This is a genomic window from Caballeronia sp. DA-9, from assembly GCF_051615025.1.
Classification (GTDB): domain Bacteria; phylum Pseudomonadota; class Gammaproteobacteria; order Burkholderiales; family Burkholderiaceae; genus Caballeronia; species Caballeronia sordidicola.
In genome coordinates this window covers 1,325,299-1,346,335 of record NZ_CP195132.1, presented here as the reverse complement: position 1 = coordinate 1,346,335, position 21,037 = coordinate 1,325,299, and the positions used below count along the sequence as shown (strand labels likewise).

Genomic DNA, 21,037 nt, shown 5'->3' with positions numbered 1-21,037 from the left:
TATAAATACGCACATTGGTGCGACAGGCGCACAATTTATCGGGAGCGAAGCTGAATGACGTTCGACGGGGATCGGAAGGTAGACACAGCCACGCATTCGGCAAAACGCCGCCATTTGCTCAAATTGGCAGCGTCGGCGGGTATGTCCGCGGGTATCGGGGGGCTGACATTCGGAAGCAGCGCATTCGCGGCAGATCCCATCACGCTGCGCTGGTGGTCGACCCAGGCTGCGCCCGACCAGTTGAAAGCCTATAAAGCGCAGATCGCCGGATTCATGGCGGCGCATCCAGGCGTGAAGGTGGTATTCGAAGCAACCTCTGACGAGGGTTATCCGGCGCAGCTTGCAGCGGCGTTCGCGGCGAATCAGGTGCCCGACATCATCACTCACCTGCCCTCGTATGCGGCACAAACGTATTACGCCGACGGGCTTGTCGAACCGGTCGATGACGTCGTCGCAGCGGTTGGTGTCGACAAGTATTATCCGAACGCAAACGATGTATTCAGGACCGCTGACGGAAAGCTTTGCGCCACGGGTTTGGCGAATACGGCCGCGGATGTTCTCTGGATCCGCCGCGACCTGATGCAAAAGTCGGGTGTGGACAAGGTGCCTGAGACATGGGACGAACTTCGCGCCGCATGCAAGAAAATGCAGGGCGGCCGCATTTATGGCGCGCCGCTGCCGTATGGCCTGAACAGCATGACGTCGCTGATCCTGCTTGGTTTTATTCATCGCGCGGGCGGCCAAGTCTTCACGCCGGACCTGCAAGTTGCTATCGACAGTCAGGCGACGCTCAACGCCCTCGACTTCTACAAGTCGATGCGTGAGTTCTGCCCGCCCGGCGCGACCGGCTATAGCTGGGGAGAAAGTCTGACCGCGTTTGTCTCCGGATCGACCGCGACGGGTATCTATGGCGGCCGTGTGCTGGACAACATCGCAGCGCAGAATCCAGCCATTGCCGACTCCGTGACTTGCGCCACGTATCCGACCATCTCGAAGTCGGTGCCGGCATGGACTTACAACGACTTCCCGTGCGTCTTCATTCCAAAGAAGGCCAGGAATATTTCGGCATCCAAAATGTTCGCGGAATATCTTTTTGACCCGGCAGGGTATATCTCCGAGTTGCTGGGTGCGCCCGCGCATTTGCTGCCGGTGCTGAAAACCATTGCAGCGGATCCTCGGTACAACAGCAATCCGATCATCAAGAAGTACCCGAAGGAAGTGGAATTGATGTCTGCCGCCGCAGCGTCCGGTCACAACCTCGGCTTCGAATCGCCGGCGCACAAGCCAAACCGCCGGGCGAACGAGATCGTCGCGAGCAATGTCCTGGCCGAAATGGTCCAGCGCGTCGTGCTGAGCAATGAAGCGCCGAAGGCCGTGGTCGGTGCAACCGCAAAGAAGCTCGAAACGCTGATGAAGGCCTGACACGGCCGCTGTGCAAACGCAGGGCGCCCGGTGCGCCGTGCGTTTCGTTATCTCTTCTTTTGTCCGTCAATGCCCGGTCTGGGTTCGCCTGGGCACGTACTGGAAAAGCGCATGGCCACTGTTTCGTTGCCCCGCATGGGCGTTCGTTCTCTCGAATCGACGTATGGCAGGTTGGGCATCCTGCTGATCGCGCCGGCAGTGTTGCTGCTGATCGCGACCATCGTGTATCCGCTGCTTTACGCGCTGTGGCTTTCGCTGAACTCGGTGTACACGCCCACGCAGACATCGAACTTCGTGGGTCTGGCGAACTATCGGGACATGCTTGGTTCGTCGACATTCTGGTTCTCGTTGTGGGTGACCATCGTCTGGACCACGTCGACCCTTGTCTTGCAGATACTGTGCGGTGTGGGCATGGCGCTGCTGCTCAACGAAAAGATAGCCATGCGCTCGGCAGCGCGCAGCCTGGTGCTGTTTCCTTACTTCGTTTCCACGGTGGTCGCCGTGCTGGTCTGGCGGTGGCTCTTCAACGACCTGTATGGCGTGCTTAACCAGATCCTGCTCGAACTCCATGTGATCAGCAGCCCTGTGAACTGGCTCGGCGAAATGCCCAATGCAATGATCAGCATTGTCCTGGTCGGCACTTGGAAGTACTTTCCGTTTGTGGTGATTGCGGTGCTGGCGCGACTGCAGACCATTCCGCTCGCGCTTTATGAAGCGGCGCGCATGGATGGCGCAGGTCCGTTCGGCCGTTTTTTCGATGTGACGCTACCGCAGTTGCGCGAAGTGCTGGGCGTCGTGATCCTGTTGCGCATCATCTGGGACTTCAAGGAATTCGACCTGTTGTATCTGATGACGGGCGGCGGTCCGGTCAACCAGACGCGGTCGGTGCCGCTGCTCGTGTATCAACAGGCATTCGGTCTGAACCAGATGGGCGCGGCTTCTGCTTCCGCGGTTGGAATGATGGTTGTCATGGGCGTGCTGATGGCGGCTTATCTTTATCGCGCACAACGCACACGGAGCCACGATGCGAGCCGGTAGAACGAATCTTCCCGCGTCACTTGCTACATGGGTGATCGTGATCCTGATGGTGTTCCCATTGATCTGGATGGTGCTGACGTCCATCAAGCCGCAAAGCGAATTGTTCGTTTATCCGATCAAGCTCCTGCCCGAACACGTGACGTTCGAACATTATCGGCGGCTGCTTGAGGACACGCCATTCCTCAGCTACTTCTGGAATTCGATCGTTCTGTCAGTGGCGACCACCGTGGTCGTGATGGCGGTCGCCACCATTGGCGGCTACAGCCTCGCGCGCTTCGCGTATCGCGGACGCGAGGCAATCGCCACGGCGGTTCTCTGTACCTATCTGATGCCATCCGTTGTCCTGATCATTCCGCTTTACCTGATGATGGTGAAACTGGGCTTGCAGAATACGCTGACCAGCCTCGTGATCTCATACACCACGTTTTCCCTGCCTTACGCAATGTGGCTGTTGCGTTCGTTCATGGCAGGCATTCCCGACGATCTCGAAGCGGCCGCGCTCGTGGATGGCGCGAGCCGGCTGGGTGCGTTCGCCGACGTGATCCTGCCGCAAGCCTTGCCCGGAATCATTTCGACCGCACTGTTCACGTTTATTCTTGCGTGGAACGAGTACCTGTATGCGCTCGTGATGGTCAATACGGACGAGACGCGACCGCTTACCACCGGCGTGATGAACATGCTCGTGTCGTCGTTCAACATCGAGTGGTCGCTGCTGATGGCGGCCTCCGTGATGATGAGCGTGCCGTTGCTGTTCTTCTTCGCTTTCCTCCAGCGTTACCTGACAAGCGGTTTTGGCGCAGGCGGCGTGAAGGGTTGAGCGCTCGCGGGATGCGCACCGACGACACACTGGCTAGCAATCTGGAGCACCTCAATGGCAGCAGTAAGTTTCAAGCATGTACGCAAGGTGTTTGGCGAGACGGTCTCGATTCCTTCACTCGACCTCGATATCCGCGACGGCGAGTTCGTTTGTCTGCTCGGCCCCTCGGGTTGCGGCAAGACGACCACGCTGCGCATGCTCGCGGGTCTCGAGCAGCCGACGAGCGGCGCGATCCATATTGGCGGAACCGAAGTACAGGAGTTACCGCCGGCGAAGCGCGACATAGCAATGGTGTTCCAGTCCTACGCGCTGTATCCGCATCTGACGGTCGCGCAGAACATTGTGTATCCGCTGAAAAAACGCGGTGTTCCCAAGCAGGAATGGCCCGCGATGCTGAACAACATTGCGCAGTTGCTGCAACTCGAACCGTTGCTCGAAAGAAAGCCCAAGCAGCTTTCAGGCGGACAGCAGCAGCGCGTTGCGCTGGGTCGGGCATTGATCCGCAAGCCCAAGGTGTTCCTGCTCGACGAACCGCTTTCGAATCTCGACGCCAAATTGCGCGCGCATATGCGCGCTGAGCTGATCGAGCTGCATCAGCGCATGGGGACGACTACTGTCTACGTCACGCACGATCAGCTTGAAGCAATGACCATGTCCACGCGCATTGCAGTAATGAACGGCGGCGTGCTGCAGCAGTTCGGCACGCCTGATGAAATTTATTACCGGCCGGCAAACCAGTTCGTGGCGGGGTTTATCGGCACGCCCGCGATGTCGCTGATCGATGGCGACCTGCAGCGCGACGATACCGGCTTCTCGTTGCACGCAGGCGGCGTCACAGTGCGTCTGCCTCACGCCGCGCTTCGCGCGGACGCAAGCGGCGAGGTCTGTGTCGGCATCCGGCCCGAGGACATTGTGTTGGGCCGCGGGACACTCAGTGCGCGGATCAAGGTGGTCGAGCCAACGGGGCACGAGTCCATCGTGTTGATGGATTGCGGCGGGGCATCGCTCTGCACACGCATTGCGAGTGACGTGCCGCTTGCAGCAGAACTGCGCGCCGGCCAAAGCGTGCCCTTCGAGATCACGCTCGCGCGGCTGCATATTTTCTCGCGTCAAAGCGGGCAGCGCATGAACCGCGACGACACCAACGTCACGTCGATCAAGCGCACGCGGGACGCAGCATGAACATTCATACCATCCAACATGGGTCAAAAGCATGAATAGAGATAGCGTTGACTGGGCCGGCGCCATGCCGGCAATCACCACGCCATTCGACGACAACGGCAAGCTCGACGAGGCCGAGCTCGGCGATGTGATCGAACGGCATTTGAAGCTTGGCGCAACCGGGGTCGTGGTCGGCGGCTGCACCGGCGAATTCTGGGCAATGAGCGCCGGCGAACGCGCCCGTCTGTTCGCGGCGGCGAAAGACGTCATGGGTGCGCGTGGGACGTTGATTGCAGGGACCGGCATGATTGGTGTGGAGGACACCATTGCGTTGACCTTGCAGGCTGAAAAAGCGGGATGCGATGGCGCGCTGATCCTGCCGCCATACTTCGTCAAGCTCACCGACGACGAGATCTTCGCGCATTACGCCGACGTTACCGCGCATGCCGGCTTGCCGGTCATGCTCTACAACATTCCAGGCAACGCGGTGAATTACCTGACGCCCAAACTGGTCGCGCGGCTGGGCACGCTCGACCGCGTTGTCGCGGTGAAGGAAAGCTCGGGCGACTGGAACAATTTCTACGGCACGTTCCTCGCCGTGCACGAAACCCTGCGTGTGTTTTGCGGCCCCTCTTCTGTCTTTGGCGTGCCGGCTGTTCAACTCGGCGCCGATGGTGTGATCGACTGCTTTCCGAACGTCTGGGACGAAGGCGGCCAGATGCTTTTCGAGGCTGCCCGCAATGGCGACACGCTGCTCGCGGCACGGCTGCAGGCAACGGGGCGCCGCCTGACCGATCTTTTCACGAGCGACGGCCGCACGCTGTATCCATCGACGAAAGCCGCAATGGATCTGCTTGGCATTCCAGGCGGCGGGAAACCACGGGCACCGCTGCGTGCGCTCGATTCCAGCCAGCGCGATTCACTGGCCGCCGGGTTGCAAGCTGAAGGCCTGCTGTAACCACGACTCGCCGAATTCGAAACCCAGGAAGGAGAAGGCAATGACAGAACAACGGACCGACGCGAATCCCTGCGGGTTTTCCGTGCAGTACGGCAAATACATCGGCATTGGCGCGAACGGTAATCTCTGGGTCGATGGCTGCGACGTGCAGGCACTCGCCGAAACGCACGGCGCACCGCTCTATATCATTTCGGAAAACGAACTACGTGACCGGTATCGCGCGTTTCGCGACGGGTTTCTTGCGCACTATCCGCAGGTCGAGATCCTGTTTGCCAACAAATCGAACAATGGTCTTGCGATCCGCCACATCCTGAATCAGGAAGGCGCGGGCGGCGACTGCTTCGGCGTGAACGAAATGTATATTGCGCTGCTGGCTGGAACCGATCCTCAAAAGCTCGTGCTGAACGGTTCGAACAAGCAGGACGAAGAACTTGAGATGGCGATCTCGAACGGCATTTGCGTGAATATCGACGCCATGGACGAACTCGATCGAATCGATGCCATTTCAAAGCGGCTTGGCAGGAAGGTCGCTGTCGGTATCCGGCTGAAGCTTGACCTGTTGCCGCTCGCGGGACGCACGGGTGTCGCCATGCACGGTCCCGGCACGCTCAAGGAACAAAGCGACTCGACCAAGTGGGGCATGACGCGCGAGCAGACCGTGGAGATCGTCAGGCGGGCGCAGCAGATGCCCAACATAGAACTGAAGGAAACACATTTTCACTTGAGCCGCATGTCGAACGATCCAGAAAATTTCGCGATCATGGCGCGCGAGATGATCACGTGGTCCGGCTTCCTGCGCGATGAAACCGGCTGGACACCGCCGTGCATCGACATAGGCGGCGGCTGGACGTTCGGCAAGTGGTACGGGACGGGACCGCGTTCGCAGATAGACGATAACGCCGCGCCCACGCCGGAAATATACGGCCGTCTGTGCGGCGCGGCGATTCGCGAGGAGGCTGAGCGCCTGAAGCTGCCGTTTCCGAAGCTGCGCATTGAACCCGGCCGCGCGATCTCGGGGCCGTCGGGCGTTGCGGTTGGACGGGTCGGCGCGATCAAGCAGGGCGCCAGGAAGAAGTGGGTGAACCTGGATCTCTCGACGAACCATCTTTCATGGGCATCGGCGCTCGACTGGTACTACCACGCGGTGGCCGCGAAGGACACGGCGCGCCCGGCCACGGAGCACGTCGATCTGGTGGGACCGCTTTGCAATTCCGACGAGGTCGGCGCGGATCGGACCATGCCGCCGCTTGCACGAGGCGATTTCGTTGCATTCCTCGATGCCGGCGGCTACACCGAATCTGGCGCCGCGCGTTACAACGCACAACTCTTGCCAGCGACCGTGCTGGTTGCAGGAGACATGGCCGAGGTCACGACAGTGCGCGAGCAATGGCGCGACGTTGCTGGACGTTTCAAAGTGCCGCCGCGGCTGCTCGCGGCATCGTTTGCTAAGACTGTTTGAAAAGAAGCCGCTTGCAACAAGCCGGCGCCTGAAAGCGCCGCACGGAGACAACATGGATTTGGGCATCAGAGGACGCCGCGCGATCGTGTGCGGCGGCAGTAAAGGCTTGGGATTGGCGGCGGCGCGTTCGCTCGCGAGGGAAGGTGTGGACCTGACACTGGTTGCACGGTCCCAGGAAACGCTCGATACCGCTGCGCGCGAACTCGTGGCGCAAACCGGCGTGAAGGTCACGAAAGTCAGCGCGGATCTCGGCACAGAAGAGGGACGCGCGGCGGTTCTCGCGCAAGCGGGCATCGTAGATATTCTGATTGCGAATCCCGGCATACGGCAAGTGCCTGACGACTTTCGCAAGATCACGCGCGAAGGCTGGGACGGCTGGATGGAAGCGCATTTTTATTCATCGCTCGAACTGATTCGCGCGGTCGTGCCGGGCATGAGCGAGCGGGGCTTTGGCCGGATCGTGAACATGTCCGTGAGCTTCATCAAGTTCCCGCAAGTGGGCTTCGGCCCCAGTCACGCAGCGCGGCTGGCGCTCGCGGGCGCCATTGCCGCCATGTCGCGCGAACTGATTCCGCACAACGTGGTGATCAACAGCGTGTGCCCGGGCTTGTTCGAAACGGATGCGCTCATCACGAACCTGCACGGCCACGCGGCACGCGGCAACACGACTTATGAGGCGATTGTCGCGGACCGGTTGAAGCATTGCCCGGCAGGGCGTTTCGCCGATCCGGCCGAGTGTGGCGACCTGATCGCGTTCCTGTGCAGCGCGCAGAACGGCTTCATGACCGCGCAGAATATCGTCAACGACGGTGGCGTCTACCAGGGGCTGTTCTGATGTCGAAACGTTTTGAACCGGCGCGCGGCGTGGTGATGTTGTCGGGTGCGTCACGCGGTATTGGCGCTGCCATTGCGCAACGTCTCTACGACGACGGCTACACGCTGTCGCTGGGCGTGCGCGATCCGGCAAGCGTCGCACCGACGCTTGCCGCGGATACGGAAAGAGTGCTGGTCGAGCGCTACGACGCGTTCGATCCACAGTCGCCGGCCGCGTGGGTGGACGCCACGCTCGCACGCTTCGGGCGTCTCGACGCGCTGATCAACAACGCGGGCATCCTCCTTGAAATCACACTGGATCGCGGGAATGACACCGCGCTCGACACCATGTGGGAAGTCAACGTCAAGGGCCCGTTCCGCACGATCCGCGCGGCCATGCCGGCACTCAAGGAGAGCGGACGAGGCCGGGTGATCAACGTGGCGTCGACCGATGGCAAGCGGTATAGGCCGACGGATTCGGTGGGCTACGCCATGACCAAGCACGCGGTCATGGCGCTCACGCACGCGGCGCGCTTCGACGGCTGGGATAGCGGCGTACGCGCCACGGCCCTGTGTCCAGGTGCTGTGGACACCGAACTGATCGCGCACTTCGCGAGCGCCAGTCCCGTGGCGGACCGGCTGCGCCCGGAAACTGTCGCTGATACGATCGCCTTTTTGCTGACGCTTCCCAATAACGCAACCGTGGCGGAACTCGTCCTGAACACGCGGCTCGAGCCTTCGCTTTGAGCCGGTAACACGTAACGTATCGACATGACCCAAACCATTGCAATTCAGTTCGACGGCGAGACGCTGCAAGCGCGTCCCGGCGAAACGCTGGCGGCGACGCTTATCGCGCATGGCATCCAGGATTTTCGTACGACGGCTTCGGGTCAGCCGCGTGGCGTGTTTTGCGGCATGGGCGTGTGTCAGGACTGTCTTGTCGAAGTGGATGGCGTGGCGAACCGGCGTGCGTGCATGACCAAGATCGTGAAGCCGGTCTCGGTGCGGCGCGGTGCGCATGCACGCGCGCTGCCGGTGCCGAAGGTTTCGGGCGGCTACGTCGAAGCGCGTGAGCCCGAAGTGCGCGAGCCCGAGGTGCTTGTGATCGGTGCGGGGCCGGGTGGGTTGTCGGCGGCGCTCATGGCGCGGCGCGCCGGCGCGCGCGTGACCGTGCTCGATGAACGCAGCCAGCCCGGCGGCCAGTACTACAAGCAACTGGGTGTATCGGCGTCATCCGATGGCGTCGCGCCTCCCGATGCGCAGCACCAGCGCGGCGCAGCATTGATCGATGCCGCGCTCAAGGCAGGTGTCGAGATCATCCGCGATGCGCTCGTCTGGGGTGCATTCGAACCGAACGAGTTCATTGCGGCGGTGGGCGGGCGATCTGTCCGCTTCCGGCCGCGCGCAAGCATTGTTGCCACCGGCGCGTATGAGCGCGGCTGGCAGGTTCCCGGCTGGACCTTGCCCGGCGTCATGACGACCGGCGCAGCGCAGACCTTGTGGCGAACCTCGCGGCGATTGCCGGGCAAGCGCGTGTTGATTGCGGGTAACGGCCCGCTCAACTTGCAGCTCGCGGCTGAGCTTGTGAGCGGAGGCGCGACGATAGCCGCAGTTGTCGAAGCAGCCCGCGCACCCGGACTCGCGACCCTTGGTTCACTCGCGACCATGGCGCTTGCCGCTCCCGCGCTCGTAGTCGAGGGACTCGGTTATCAGCGCACCGTGAAGCGTCATGGCGTGCGCATTTTCAACGAGACCGTGATCGAGTCGATCGAAAAGACGGCGGCCGGATTGTCCGTCAAGCTGGTCCGCGTGCCGGACATGCCCGGCGCTGTGGCCAGGCAGAAGATCGAGGTCGATGCGGTCTGTCTCGGCTACGGCTTCGAGCCCGCCAACGAACTGCTGAGGGCGCTCGGCTGCGCACATGATTTCGACAAACATCGCCGCCAGCTTGTTACGCGTCGCAACGATCAAGGGCTGACTAGCATCGCGCACGTGTACGCGCTAGGCGATTGTACCGGGCTCGGCGGCGCGAAGGCGGCGCTTGCGGAAGGGACAATCGTGGGTGCGGCGGTGGCGATGTCGCTTGGGCACGCGCTCGTTGCGTCGCTCACGGCGGAACGCGATCGAGCGGTGGTCGAACTTGCCAGGCAGAAGCGCTTTCAGCAAGCGCTCTGGACGGTCTACGCCAGCGCGCTTGCAGCGCCTGAGAAGCGTTGCGGCGACACCGTTATTTGCCGTTGCGAAGAGATAACGTTCGGACAACTCGACATCGCGCTCGACGAAGGCCTCAGTACTGTTGGCGCGATCAAGCGCCGCACACGCATTGGCATGGGACGTTGCCAGGGCCGATATTGCGCGCCCGTCCTCGATGAAATCGTGTGTGCGCGCTTCGGCCGCGAGCGCGACGAGATGTCCGGCTTTGCGCCGCGCGTGCCGGTCAAGCCTGTGTCAATTGCAGAACTCGCGGGGCATGGCGACGAATCATGATTGCGTCCAGTGAAGAGGCCTTGCCGCGCCGGCATGTCGATGTGGCGGTAATCGGCGCGGGTATTGTGGGACTCTGCCTTGCAGGTTTTCTGGCGCAAGCGGGACGTGACGTTGTCCTGATCGATGCAGGCGGTTCTGCCGCGTCGACAGCCAATGCCGGCAGCCTTCATGTCCAGATGCAAAGCCGCTTCATGCGATTGTTCCCGGACCGCGTGGCAGGCTTCGAACAGCAGTTGCCCCTGTATCCAAAAGCCGTGGCGTTCTGGCGCGAGTTCGAACGCGCGATCGGCGCAGACTTCGAAATGAAGGTGTCGGGCGGATTGATGATCGCCGAGACGCCCGAGCAGTTCGATTTCCTGGTGTCGAAGAGCAGGCGGGAGCGGGAGCTGGGTTTGTCGGTTGAATTGCTTGATCGCGCGGAGCTCGAACGGATCGCGCCGTATCTTGGCGCAAGCGCTTTTGGCGCCGAGCTATGCGCCGACGAAGGCAAGCTCAATCCGCTCAAATGCAACGCGCAGGTGAGGGCGTGGGCCACCCGGATGGGCGTGACCATAGTTGACCGGTGCAAGGTCGAACGGTTGTACGCCAGTAACCCCGGCTTCACGTTGAACACGCCGCACGGCGCGCTCACCACGAAACAAGTGGCCGTGGCGGCGGGCCCCGGTGCTCGCGCGCTGATGAATAGCGCGGGTGCGTATCTTCCCGTGGAAGCCGAGCCGCTTCATATGAATATCACCGAAGCCGCGCCGCCGCTGATCACGCATCTTGTGCAGCATGCGGAACGGTCGATCACACTGAAGCAGTTGGCGACGGGGCAGATCGTGATCGGCGGCGGCTGGCCGGCGAAGCTTGCCGAAGGGACGGAGTATCCGGTCGTCGATCCTGTCAGCATGATTGGCAATCTGTCGCTTGCACGGTTCATGGTGCCGGCGCTGGTATCGCTGCAGATCATACGAACCTGGGCCGGCGTCAATTCGAAAGTCGACGGGCGAGGCGTCCTGGGTGAGATGCCGGGCATGCCGGGGCTGCACGCGGCCATACCGGGAGACGCGGGGTATACGCTGGGACCGCTGACCGCGCGCGTGGTCGCGGCTTTGATGACCGGCCGTGATCCGGGTGTTGATGTGACGCCCTATTCACCGGCGCGTCTGCGTCCGGAAACATTGCGCTCCGTTGTGGGCGCATAACGCTGTATTCATACTGGCTTCGAATTGCGCCGCGCGAGTGCCAGGAGTCGCGCGGCGCTTTTCCGCTACATCAGAACCGATGACGCAAGCCAAGCCGCACGCTTGCCTGCGTGCTGGTTGTGGATGGCGTGAACAGGAAGCCTTGTACCGCGTCCACGCCCGACGACGCCCGCAGGTAAGAGCCCTGCAGATAAACGTCGGTCCGTTTCGAAAACGCGTAGTCGAGACCGAGACTGCCTTCGTTGTAGTGGTGGCCTTCGAAGGTCGAATAGAAGTAGCCGGCTGCCGCATTGAACGAAGGCGTCACCTGCCACGAGGCGCCCACGTCATACGTGCGCAATGCCGACGTCCGGCCGAAGCCCCTGAACCAGACATCGGAATAGGCGATTCCGTAGGTGACGGTGGACAACACATAACTCGCGCCCAGCGTGAGCACGCTCTGACTGTCGATTTCCAGCGGCGTGGCTGCGAACAGGTCCGTGACCTTGCCGGTTGCCGGATCGCGCGTCGCGGTGGTCTGGCCGAGGAAGCTGGATACGCCCATCGACCCATACGGATCGATGGCGTTCGAGCCGTTCGGATTGTTCATGCGCAGATACACAGCGCCCGCTGAAAACTGGCCGTGATTGTATTGAGCGCCCGCCGACCACGCACTTTGGTCGTGCAGGCTGCCGGCAACATTGCCGAATGAGTACATCGCACCACCTTGCAGGCCATGAAAATCCGCGCTCTTGATCTTGATCACGTTGTCCAGGCGTTCCCAGCCCATTCTGTCCAGGTCGCCCTGGTGTGTTGCGTACCCGCTTGCCCACGCGCTCATTGCATAGTTCGCGGTGTAGTCATAGACCAGGTCGTACTGCCGCCCGAGCGTGATGGCTGCGTAATCGTTTTGCAATCCTACCCATGCCTGGCGGCCAAATTCGCGGCCGCCCTGGCGGAACTGTCCGTTCAGGGCGTCGAAACCGTTTTCAAGGTCGAAAATGGCCTTCAGGCTGCCGCCAAGATCTTCCGTTCCTTTGATGCCCCAGCGATTCCCCGAGGCAATCGAATCGTCCATCTTGATGTTGTGCGCGCCGCCTTCGTTGCTCACGTAGGTCGGGCCTACGTCGATCACGCCGTACATCGTGACGCTGCTTTGCGCGTGAGCCAAACCCGTTGCCGCCACGCCTACGAGCGCCGCGATTCGCCTGATAGTTCTCATGCCACTCAACTCCCCTGAATTGATGCTGCTGAAAATTCGGAGTACGAATAAGCCACCTCGCAGCGCGTGCGGGCTTTTCTCCGGCTCGTGCCTCCTGCTTACGTGGTTTGCACGTCTCGGGTCGTCACGACGGTCTGGCTTATCGATGAAATCTGGCACAGACATTTTGTGACAAAACGTGCGCCATGCTAACATTCAGTCGCCATGTGAACAAAAATGATTCTGAAATTTTCGGCAAATTAAGGGAAATAACGGAGTCGCAGGGGCGATTTTTGAGGTGCTGCTCGGGTGAAACTGCCGACCGGTGCGCTTTACCAAGGTTTTATCGCGTGGTATGACTCGGGCGTACGATTAACTCGACGCGTTAAATTGTGCGCATGGCGCGCACACTTTCAAACGAATTGAATGGAGAAATACGTGAGTAAAGTTTTTCGTGGCAGCTATGGCGTGACCGTGACGCCCTTTACGGCCGACGGCAAGTCGATCGATGAAAAGGCGCTCAAACGTTTTCTGGACTGGCAAATAGAAGCCGGTTCACCCGGCGTGATCATCCTCGGCACCACTGGCGAGTTTCTGACCATCAGCGACGAAGAGCGCACGCAATATGTAGAGGCAACGGTCAAGCACGTGGCGGGGCGCATGGACGTGCTGGTTGGCACCATGAATGCGTCGACGCCCAATGCCGTGCGGTACACGCGCGAGGCTGAGGCCTTGGGTGTGGACGGCTTCATGATCGTGCCGCCTTACTATTACACGCCGACGGACGACGAGATCTTCGAGTATTACAAGGCTATTTCCGAAGCCACGTCGCTGCCGATCATGCTCTACAACAATCCGGTCACGACCAACGTGGACATGTCGGCGAAACTCGTCGCCCGCCTGACGAAAGCGTTCGACAACATCCGCTATATCAAGGAGGCGAGCATGGATGTCGGCCGCGTCTACGACGTGATCGAGGCAACCGACGGCGTGATGAACGTGTTCGCTGGCGAGCGGCCCGTCGAGAGTTTCCTGCTGGGCGCGGTGGGTTACGTGAACCCCTACGCGAACTACATACCGGAAGCATCGACGCGGCTGTGGGACGCCCTGGTCGACGGCGAAATGGAGGAAGCGAAGACCATCCAGAAGATGATCGCCAGCTTCGACCGGATCATCGCAGAAGGGCATCCGACTTATGGACACCAGTGCTATTCGAAAGCGCTCGCGGCGTCGCAGGGTTATCCGGTCGGCGACGTTCGCCCGCCGCTGACTCCGTTCGCCGCGCTCGGCAGCGAGGGCGTGGAACGGCGTGCGAAAATTGTCGCGATAATTGGCGAGATCAACGCCTATGTCGCGCAATGTGCGAAAAAAAGAGCCTGAGCCAACAATGCACGACATCCGCCTCTTCACGCCTTTCAGTTCGCGCGGCACGAGCTTCGTCAATCGTATAGTCGTCTCGCCGATGTGCCAGTATCGCGCGGTCGAAGGCCACGTGAATGCGTGGCATCTCGCGTATCATGCGCGCTTCGCGCTCGGCGGCGTGGGCGGGGCGGTGATCGAGGCAACGGCGGTGGAACGAGACGGCCGGATCAGCGAAGGCTGTCTGGGCCTTTGGGACGACAGCCAGGTCGAGGGTTTCAGCAAGATTGCCGCGCTATACCAGGAGCAGGGCATTCCGGTCGGCGTGCAGATCGGCCACGCGGGCCGCAAGGGCAGTTCAGCCAGTCCATGGGACGGAGCCGGGCCGCTTGCTGGCGCAACACCGCCGCGCGGCTGGCCGACAGTCGCGCCCTCTTCAATAGCGCATGCGAACGGCTGGCCCGTCCCTGCCGCGCTGGACGAGAGAAGTATCGCGCGCATTGTTGCGTCCTTCGCCGCCGCTGCGAAACGTGCTGCAAGCGCCGGTCTGGATTTCGTTGAAGTGCATGGCGCGCATGGCTATCTGCTGCACGAGTTTTTATCGCCGATAGCCAATCTCAGGACGGATCGCCATGGCGGCAGCTTCGACAATCGCACGCGCTTCGCGCTCGAAGTGGCGCGGGCGGTCAGGCAAGCGGTGCCGGAGCAGATGCCGGTGTGGTATCGGGCGTCGTGCGTGGACGAAAGCGAAGGCGGCATCACGCTCGATGAAACCATTGAACTGGCGCGGCGGCTGAAGCAGGCGGGCATTGACCTGATCGATTGTTCCGCAGGCGGTATCCGGGGTCCCGTTGCCCGTTCCACGCGTCCGGAAGCGCCCGGGCACCAGGTCGCGTACGCAGAGCGTATCCGCCGTGAAGCGGAGATTGCGACCATGGCCGTAGGTCTCATCACCGATCCATTACAGGCCGAAAACATCTTGCGCGAAGGGTCCGCCGACATGATCGCCATGGCGCGCGAGCTTCTGGCCGACCCGAACTTCGCATATCGCGCGGCGCGCTCGCTGGGTCATCCGGAACCGCACACGGTGCTGCCCGAGACGTTCGCGTTTTTCCTGGCACGGCGTAACATGCATGCAAAACCCGCGCACGATCCGGCATCGGCCTAGCGCTTTTTCAACTTATCTCCTGATCCGATGAACGACGTGATTGTGATCGGCGGCGGTCTTGCCGGTTGTGCGACAGCCTTTTATCTGGCGCGCGACGGCGTGGCCGTCACCGTGCTCGAACGCAACGAACTGAATACGCAGGCGTCCGGGTCGAATGCGGGCAGCCTTCATGCGCAGATTCCGCACGATCCCTTTGTCAATCGCGGCTCGGAATGGGCGCGTAATTTCGCACCGACCATTGGTCTGCTGCGCCGCTCTATCGATGTCTGGCGCGGCCTGTCGGACACACTCGGCGCGGATCTTGAGGTGTCGCTCAAAGGCGGCCTGCTGGTTGCCACAGACAACGCGCAGATGTACGCGATCGCGGCGAAGGCCGAGGTCGAGCGCGCGCAGGGACTCGACGTGCGTCTGCTAGATCGCGAGGGCGTCCGCACGCTCGCGCCGTATCTCTCCGATGCAATCGTGGGCGGCGCCTTCTGTCCGGACGAAGGCAAGGCAAGTCCGCTTGCAGCCACCCTTGCCTACGCGCGCGCTGCGCGGGCGCTCGGCGTCCGGTTCGAGCGTCATGCGGCGGTGACGGGCATGACCGGAACGCGCGATGGCTTCGAGGTAACCACAACGGCGGGCGTTCACCGTGCGAGGCGCGTGGTCAACGCAGCCGGCGCCGACGCGGGCAGGATCGCGGCCATGCTCGGCATGGAAATCGACGTACAAGGTTTCGCGATCCAGGTTGCCGTCACCGAGCGCGTGGCGCCCCTGATCCCGCATCTGGTTTATTCGGCAGGCGACAAGCTCACGCTCAAGCAGAACCAGGCGGGCTCGATCCTGATTGGCGGCGGCTGGCCGGCGCGCTGGCATAGTCGCGGCCATCCGTCCACGGACCCCGTCTCGCTCGAACGCAACATGGCGGTCGCGCTTGCCACGGTGCCCGCGCTCGGTGCGCTGGGCGTGATCCGGACCTGGGCCGCCGTCGTCAATGGCACGGATGACTGGAAGCCCATCCTTGGCGAAGTGCCGGGCATGCCCGGCTTCTTCATCAACTTCTTTCCGTGGATGGGCTTTACCGCGGGGCCCGCAGTGGCGCAGATCGTGGCGAGCCTGGTGCAGGGCAAAGCCGCGCCGTTCGATGTCGATCTTTCGCCGTTCCTGCTGGCGAGTGTCTGACTTTTGCAATCAGTGATGCCGAAGGATCTTGCCGACGAAGTCCCGCGTGCGGGCTTCGCTGGCATTGCCGAAGATCTTCGCCGGCGTACCGATCTCGACCACTTGACCCTTGTCCATCATCACCACGCGCGTGGACACCTCGCGCACGAACGACATTTCGTGCGATACGAGCAGCATGGTGATGCCTTCGCCGGCGAGTGTGCGCACGGTGTCGAGCACTTCGTTCACGAGTTCCGGATCGAGCGCGGCCGTGATTTCATCGAGCAGCAGGAGTTCGGGCTTGAGCGCCAGCGCTCTTGCAATCGCCACGCGCTGCTGCTGTCCGCCCGAGAGTTCATCGGGATAGCTCTTGTGCTTTTCCGCCAGCCCCACGCGGCGCAGCAACTCCTTGGCTTCGGTTTCGACCTGGTCGCGCGGCCGCTTCTTGATCTTGATGGGCGAGATGGTCACGTTGCCCAGCACGTCCATGTTCTGAAACAGGTTGTACTGCTGGAACACGATCGCCATCTTGTCGCGCGCGGCGCGAACGCTCTTGCGCGATGAATAATCGAGCGGTTCGTCGTCGAGCACGACCCGGCCGGCGGTTGGCGGCATCAGGCCAACCAGCGTGCGCAACAGCGTGCTTTTTCCCGATCCCGACGGCCCGATCAGGCTGATGACTTCGCCCCGTTCAACCGAGAGTGTGATGTCGCGGAGAACCTGTTGCTGAGCGTACGCGCTTGAGAGTTTTTCGACTGCGAGGTGAGGCAAGGCGATTCTCCAGATGAGCACCCAGACGACTGAGCGGGTAAGACAGGACGAAGTAGGCGGCAAGCACCGCGCCATACACCAGGAAGGGCGAGAAACCGCGGTTCATCAGGACCTTGCCTGTGAAGGTCAGTTCCACGACACCCATTTGCGACGCCAGCGACGTGTCTTTGATAAACATCACCATGAACGCGAACGCGGGCGGCAGGATCACTTTCCAGGACTGCGGCAGCAACACCAGAAACAGCGTGCGCATGAAACCGAAGTTCATCACTTCGGCTGCCTCTATCTGCTGGCGCGGCACCGACTCCAAACCGGCGCGAATGACTTCGGACAAAAACGCAGTCGCCACGATGCAGATCGAAACGGTCGCAATGGTGAACAACGAAATGTCCGAGCCGAAACCCTGCAACGCGAACATCACAATGAAGAGATTCACCAGAAACGGAATGCGGCGAAACACTTCCACGAGCACGGTCAGCACGAAACGCAGCGGTGCGAGTACGCGGCCCCGGGTGGTGCGCGTCACCGCGATAACCGCACCAAGCACAATGCCGACACCGCAGCCAAGCGCGGTCATCGCCAGCGTGCGGCCCATTGCTTCGAGCAGGAACTGAAAGGTGAAGCGTGTGAAGAACGTAGGGAACTGCGCAATGATCTGTTCGAGCATCAGAAGATCCTCGCTTTGACGCGAAAGGCGTAGCGCCCGGTCAGCGCGAGCGCTATCGAAGCCACGAAGGTGAGGGCCACGTACAGCGCGGCCACGACCGAGAAGGTTTCGATGGTGCGCATGTTGGCGCTGGAGATATTGATCGCGCGGCCTGTCAGTTCTTCAACGCCGAAGATGGCGCCAATCGAACTCCCGAGCACCAGCCAGACGAAGAAGTTGCACAGCGGCGCGTAGATGGTCTTCGCCACGTGCGGCAGGATCACGTAGCGCAGCATCTGCAGGCGGGACATGCCGAGCGTCTCGGCCGTCTCCATTTCGGAAGCGCGTACCGAACTGATGCCTGAACGCAGGATATCGGTGAGATAGGCGCCCGAGTTGAGCGTCAATCCGATCAACACAGCGGTCATTGGCGAGAGCGTGATGCCGGCGTCGGGCAGTGCGTAGAAGAGAAAGAAGATCTGCACGAGCGCGGGCGTATTGGTCAGCACAACCACATAAACGGCGATCGCCCGCCGCACGATCCCGCCGCCATGCAGCTTGCCGAGTGCGCCGGCAAGACCGATCGTGCAACCCAGCCAGAAAGAGATGAACGCAATCTCGAGCGTCAGCACGGCGCCGGCCGCGAGATACGGCAACTGGCGCAGCACATCGGCATATTGAAGGGTGTAAGTCATGGCCATCCGGATCGAACGACGGCGTGCCCGGACAGGCACGCGGCGTCATGGAGCCCCGGGCGTGCCGCAGGCGGCCGCCCGGGCAAGGCTCAGAAATAAGGGTTCGCGACGATCGGCTTTTGCATTGGCGTGCCGTACGCCTTTTGCCATGTGTCGTTGACGAAGCCCGACGAATGCAGGTCATACAGCACGACGTTCAGGTAATCCCTGAGCGTGAAATTCCCCTTCGATACCCCAATGCTGTCGTAGTTCACGAAGATGGGATCGTTCAGCGTGCGCCACTTGATGTTCGGATAGTTCTTCGTGAAGTTCTGAAAGAAGTCGATGTTCTCGACAATTGCGTCGCCGCGTCCCTGCGCAACGGCGCGCACTGTATCCGCTATCGATTCGACCAGCAGCATCTTGGCTTTCGGCAGCTTGTCCTTCACGTAATCGACCGACCAGTTGCCGCGCATGTCGACCAGCGTGACCGATGGCGAATTCAAGTCGGTCCACTTCGCGGCCTTGAGCTTGTCGGTGGTCAGCACGGACATGGACTCGGTATGCAGCGGCACCGTGAAGTCGATCAACTGCGCGCGTTCGGCGGAGCGCGTCAGCGCACCCAGCGAAATGTCGATGCGGTCGGACACGAGGAACGGCACGCGCTGCGCGGCTTCCGTTGGCACGAATTCAGCCTTGATATTCAACGTGCTGGCGATCTTGTTGCCAATGTCGATGTCGAAGCCGGCCAGCTGGTTGGTCGCGTTATACGAGCTCATGGGCGGAAAGTTCGGGTTCACGCCAATGCGAATGGTGCCGCTCTTGATGACCTGATCGAGTGTGCGGGCTTCGGTGACCTGCGAGGTCACCGTCGCGAGAACCGCTGCCAGCACGAGAAATACTGCTCTAAGCATTGCGAACTCTCCAGAAAGGGCAAGGGAAAACCGGGTTGGCGCGCGGCTTGATCGTCGGTCCACGCAAAAATTGTCGCTTCATCAAAAAACGATGTCAAAGAAAATGTGCGCAAGGCGCACTTGTGTTCTCAATAGGCATGGTGGCGTTTATCGGACGTAGCTGGCGCCGTTGACGTCCAGCGTCGCTCCGCTCAGATGCCGCACCTTGCCGCTCGCGAGAAAAGCCACCAGCGCGCCAATGTCGTCGGGCGGAACCCATTCGCCCATGGCGAGGGTGGCGGTGATTTGCGCTTCGCCGCCTTGCGTGGCGGCGAACGTTTCGGACATCTGCGTGCGCACCACACCCGGCGCGACGATGTACGCCAGCAAGCCATCGCGGGCATGCGCGCGGGCGACCGTCTGGGTCATCGAACGCACGGCAGCCTTCGATGCCGCGTAGGCAATCGTGTCGGGATTGGTCATGCCGCGCTGCGCGGCCCAGCTTGAAATGGTGATAAGCACGCCGCCGCGCTGGTCAAGGAAATGCTTGACCGCGCGCCGGATCAAGCGCGCGGGCGCGAGCACATTGACGGCGAGCGTCTCCTCCCAGACGGCGTCCCAGGTGGTGTCGCTGGCTGCAAAGCCGCCGTGCCACAGCATGATGGCCGCGTTGTTGACGTAGACATCGATTCGCCCGCGCCATGCTTCGGCCGCGTCCCACAGTGCTTCCACGGCCGCAAGGTCTTTCAGGTCGGCCTGCACGAAATGTTTTCGAACAGCGGGCACGGCGGCCAGCGCCCGCTCCGCGCCCGCGCGATCCTGACCGTAATGCGCCACGACGTGCGCGCCGGCATTGCCCAGCGCCGTGGCAATTGCCGCACCAATTCCTTTCGACGCGCCCGTGACGAGCACAGTCTTGTTTTCCAGACTGAACATGGCTGATTGGCTTGAGAGAATGGAAAGAACGAAGGCTTACTGCAGGCCGGCATCAACGGGAAGCAGCACGCCGGTGATACCGCTCGCGAGATCCGACGCCAGGAACAGCGCGGCCTTTGCAACCTCGTCCGGGGTGGCGAGCCGACGCAGCGCGTTGCCGTTCGCCAGGTCGTGCAGTGCGGTTTCGGCGGGCGCGCCGCCCGTGCTTGCACGATGCCGGATGCGTTCGAGCAGCGCGTCGGTGGCAATCGGGCCAGGCGCGAGCGCATTGACGCGCACGCCTTGCGGACCAAGATCGCGCGCGGCGGACCGCACAATGCCGAGCACGGCGTGCTTCGACGCGGTGTAAAGCATCTGTCGGGCGTGGGACGCATATGAATTGATCGACGCCATCACGACAATCGCGCCTTGCGTCTCGCTGAGCGCGGGCGCTGTCTTCGCAATCGTGAGCGCGGCGCCGCGCGCGTTGACGGCCATTACGCGGTCCCATTCGTCGAAGTCGAGGTCTTCGGTGGCGCGCCATCCCGGGACAATTCCGGCGTTCGCGATCACGACGTCGATCTTGCCGAAACGCTCGAGCGTGGCCGCCACGCAGGCGTTGACGCTGGCTTCGGAACTGACATCACAGTCCAAAGCGACCATGCCGTGCGGCGGCTCCATGCGTGTGGACGAAGGCAGATCGGCCACCACGCCTAGCGCGCCCTGATCCGCGAAACGGGCAGCAATGGCGTGACCCAGCCCGCGTCCGCCTCCCGTGACCACTACGACCTTATCCTTCAATGACCACTGCATGAACGATGGCTCCGATGGTTACGTCTCACGACGGCGCATCGATATTAGCGCACAAAAGTTCGCCATGTAAACATCGTGTCATTAAAAGTTGGCAAATGAGCGCGTCGAGGGCGAAAAAAACGGCACGCATTTG

General features: G+C 61.6%; 20 protein-coding genes. 13 read left to right on the top strand and 7 right to left on the bottom strand.

All coding sequences use genetic code 11. The features are described 5' to 3' along the window. The first annotated feature begins 54 nt into the window (after positions 1–54). The 10 genes from ACRWA7_RS12465 to ACRWA7_RS12420 all read left to right on the top strand — a co-directional run bounded on the left by ACRWA7_RS12465 (position 55) and on the right by ACRWA7_RS12420 (position 11,342). Complete coding sequence (locus tag ACRWA7_RS12465) at positions 55–1,422, top strand: ABC transporter substrate-binding protein (RefSeq protein WP_438391292.1); 1,368 nt, start codon at positions 55–57, stop codon at positions 1,420–1,422. Between the two features lie 111 nt (positions 1,423–1,533). Then, the gene (locus ACRWA7_RS12460; RefSeq protein WP_438391290.1) at positions 1,534–2,460 is read left to right on the top strand and encodes a carbohydrate ABC transporter permease; all 927 of its coding nucleotides are present in this window, start codon (positions 1,534–1,536) and stop codon (positions 2,458–2,460) included. After that, the gene (locus ACRWA7_RS12455) at positions 2,447–3,277 is read left to right on the top strand and encodes a carbohydrate ABC transporter permease (RefSeq protein WP_438391289.1); all 831 of its coding nucleotides are present in this window, start codon (positions 2,447–2,449) and stop codon (positions 3,275–3,277) included. The genes ACRWA7_RS12460 and ACRWA7_RS12455 overlap by 14 nt, the downstream gene beginning before the upstream one ends. Positions 3,278–3,331: 54 nt before the next feature. Further along, complete coding sequence (locus ACRWA7_RS12450) at positions 3,332–4,459, top strand: ABC transporter ATP-binding protein (RefSeq protein ID WP_438391288.1); 1,128 nt, start codon at positions 3,332–3,334, stop codon at positions 4,457–4,459. A 31-nt stretch (positions 4,460–4,490) separates the two neighbouring features. Then, positions 4,491–5,396, top strand: a complete 906-nt coding sequence (locus tag ACRWA7_RS12445) for a dihydrodipicolinate synthase family protein (RefSeq protein WP_438391287.1) — start codon at positions 4,491–4,493, stop codon at positions 5,394–5,396. Between the two features lie 40 nt (positions 5,397–5,436). Then, a complete protein-coding gene (locus ACRWA7_RS12440; protein WP_438391286.1) occupies positions 5,437–6,855 on the top strand; it encodes a diaminopimelate decarboxylase family protein in 1,419 nt (472 codons plus the stop codon). A 52-nt stretch (positions 6,856–6,907) separates the two neighbouring features. Then, positions 6,908–7,690: an SDR family oxidoreductase gene (locus ACRWA7_RS12435; RefSeq protein ID WP_438391285.1), complete on the top strand. Its 783-nt coding sequence runs from the start codon at positions 6,908–6,910 to the stop codon at positions 7,688–7,690. Beyond that, positions 7,690–8,415 (top strand): SDR family NAD(P)-dependent oxidoreductase, encoded by a 726-nt coding sequence (locus ACRWA7_RS12430; protein ID WP_438391284.1) that lies wholly within the window; start codon positions 7,690–7,692, stop codon positions 8,413–8,415. The genes ACRWA7_RS12435 and ACRWA7_RS12430 overlap by 1 nt, the downstream gene beginning before the upstream one ends. Before the next feature lie 24 nt (positions 8,416–8,439). Beyond that, entirely contained in the window at positions 8,440–10,155 is a 1,716-nt protein-coding gene (locus ACRWA7_RS12425; RefSeq protein ID WP_438391283.1) for an FAD-dependent oxidoreductase, read from the top strand. Next, positions 10,152–11,342, top strand: a complete 1,191-nt coding sequence (locus tag ACRWA7_RS12420; protein ID WP_438391282.1) for an NAD(P)/FAD-dependent oxidoreductase — start codon at positions 10,152–10,154, stop codon at positions 11,340–11,342. The genes ACRWA7_RS12425 and ACRWA7_RS12420 overlap by 4 nt, the downstream gene beginning before the upstream one ends. 70 nt (positions 11,343–11,412) lie before the next feature. Here the strand turns inward: ACRWA7_RS12420 and ACRWA7_RS12415 are convergent, their stop codons facing one another. Next, entirely contained in the window at positions 11,413–12,543 is a 1,131-nt protein-coding gene (locus ACRWA7_RS12415; RefSeq protein WP_438391281.1) for a porin, read from the bottom strand. Between the two features lie 417 nt (positions 12,544–12,960). Between ACRWA7_RS12415 and ACRWA7_RS12410 the strand changes: the two genes are divergently transcribed. Genes ACRWA7_RS12410 through ACRWA7_RS12400 form a run of 3 tightly spaced genes read left to right on the top strand, consistent with a single transcriptional unit; the run spans position 12,961 to position 16,213 of the window. Further along, positions 12,961–13,902: a dihydrodipicolinate synthase family protein gene (locus ACRWA7_RS12410; RefSeq protein ID WP_438391280.1), complete on the top strand. Its 942-nt coding sequence runs from the start codon at positions 12,961–12,963 to the stop codon at positions 13,900–13,902. Positions 13,903–13,909: 7 nt separating this feature from the next. After that, entirely contained in the window at positions 13,910–15,049 is a 1,140-nt protein-coding gene (locus ACRWA7_RS12405) for an NADH:flavin oxidoreductase/NADH oxidase (RefSeq protein WP_438391279.1), read from the top strand. Between the two features lie 27 nt (positions 15,050–15,076). After that, entirely contained in the window at positions 15,077–16,213 is a 1,137-nt protein-coding gene (locus ACRWA7_RS12400) for an NAD(P)/FAD-dependent oxidoreductase (protein ID WP_438391278.1), read from the top strand. A gap of 9 nt (positions 16,214–16,222) precedes the next feature. Here the strand turns inward: ACRWA7_RS12400 and ACRWA7_RS12395 are convergent, their stop codons facing one another. From ACRWA7_RS12395 to ACRWA7_RS12370, 6 genes are all read right to left on the bottom strand, one after another. Continuing rightward, positions 16,223–16,963 (bottom strand): amino acid ABC transporter ATP-binding protein, encoded by a 741-nt coding sequence (locus tag ACRWA7_RS12395; protein ID WP_438391277.1) that lies wholly within the window; start codon positions 16,961–16,963, stop codon positions 16,223–16,225. After that, positions 16,884–17,630 (bottom strand): amino acid ABC transporter permease, encoded by a 747-nt coding sequence (locus tag ACRWA7_RS12390; RefSeq protein WP_438391276.1) that lies wholly within the window; start codon positions 17,628–17,630, stop codon positions 16,884–16,886. Before ACRWA7_RS12390 ends, ACRWA7_RS12395 begins: the two co-directional genes overlap by 80 nt. Further along, positions 17,630–18,304, bottom strand: a complete 675-nt coding sequence (locus ACRWA7_RS12385; protein WP_438391275.1) for an amino acid ABC transporter permease — start codon at positions 18,302–18,304, stop codon at positions 17,630–17,632. Before ACRWA7_RS12385 ends, ACRWA7_RS12390 begins: the two co-directional genes overlap by 1 nt. A gap of 89 nt (positions 18,305–18,393) precedes the next feature. Next, positions 18,394–19,197, bottom strand: a complete 804-nt coding sequence (locus tag ACRWA7_RS12380; protein WP_438391274.1) for a transporter substrate-binding domain-containing protein — start codon at positions 19,195–19,197, stop codon at positions 18,394–18,396. 147 nt (positions 19,198–19,344) lie between these two features. Continuing rightward, positions 19,345–20,112, bottom strand: coding sequence for an SDR family NAD(P)-dependent oxidoreductase (locus tag ACRWA7_RS12375; RefSeq protein ID WP_438391273.1), 768 nt, complete (start codon positions 20,110–20,112; stop codon positions 19,345–19,347). 36 nt (positions 20,113–20,148) lie between these two features. After that, positions 20,149–20,904: an SDR family oxidoreductase gene (locus tag ACRWA7_RS12370; RefSeq protein WP_438391272.1), complete on the bottom strand. Its 756-nt coding sequence runs from the start codon at positions 20,902–20,904 to the stop codon at positions 20,149–20,151. Between the last annotated feature and the right edge of the window lie 133 nt (positions 20,905–21,037).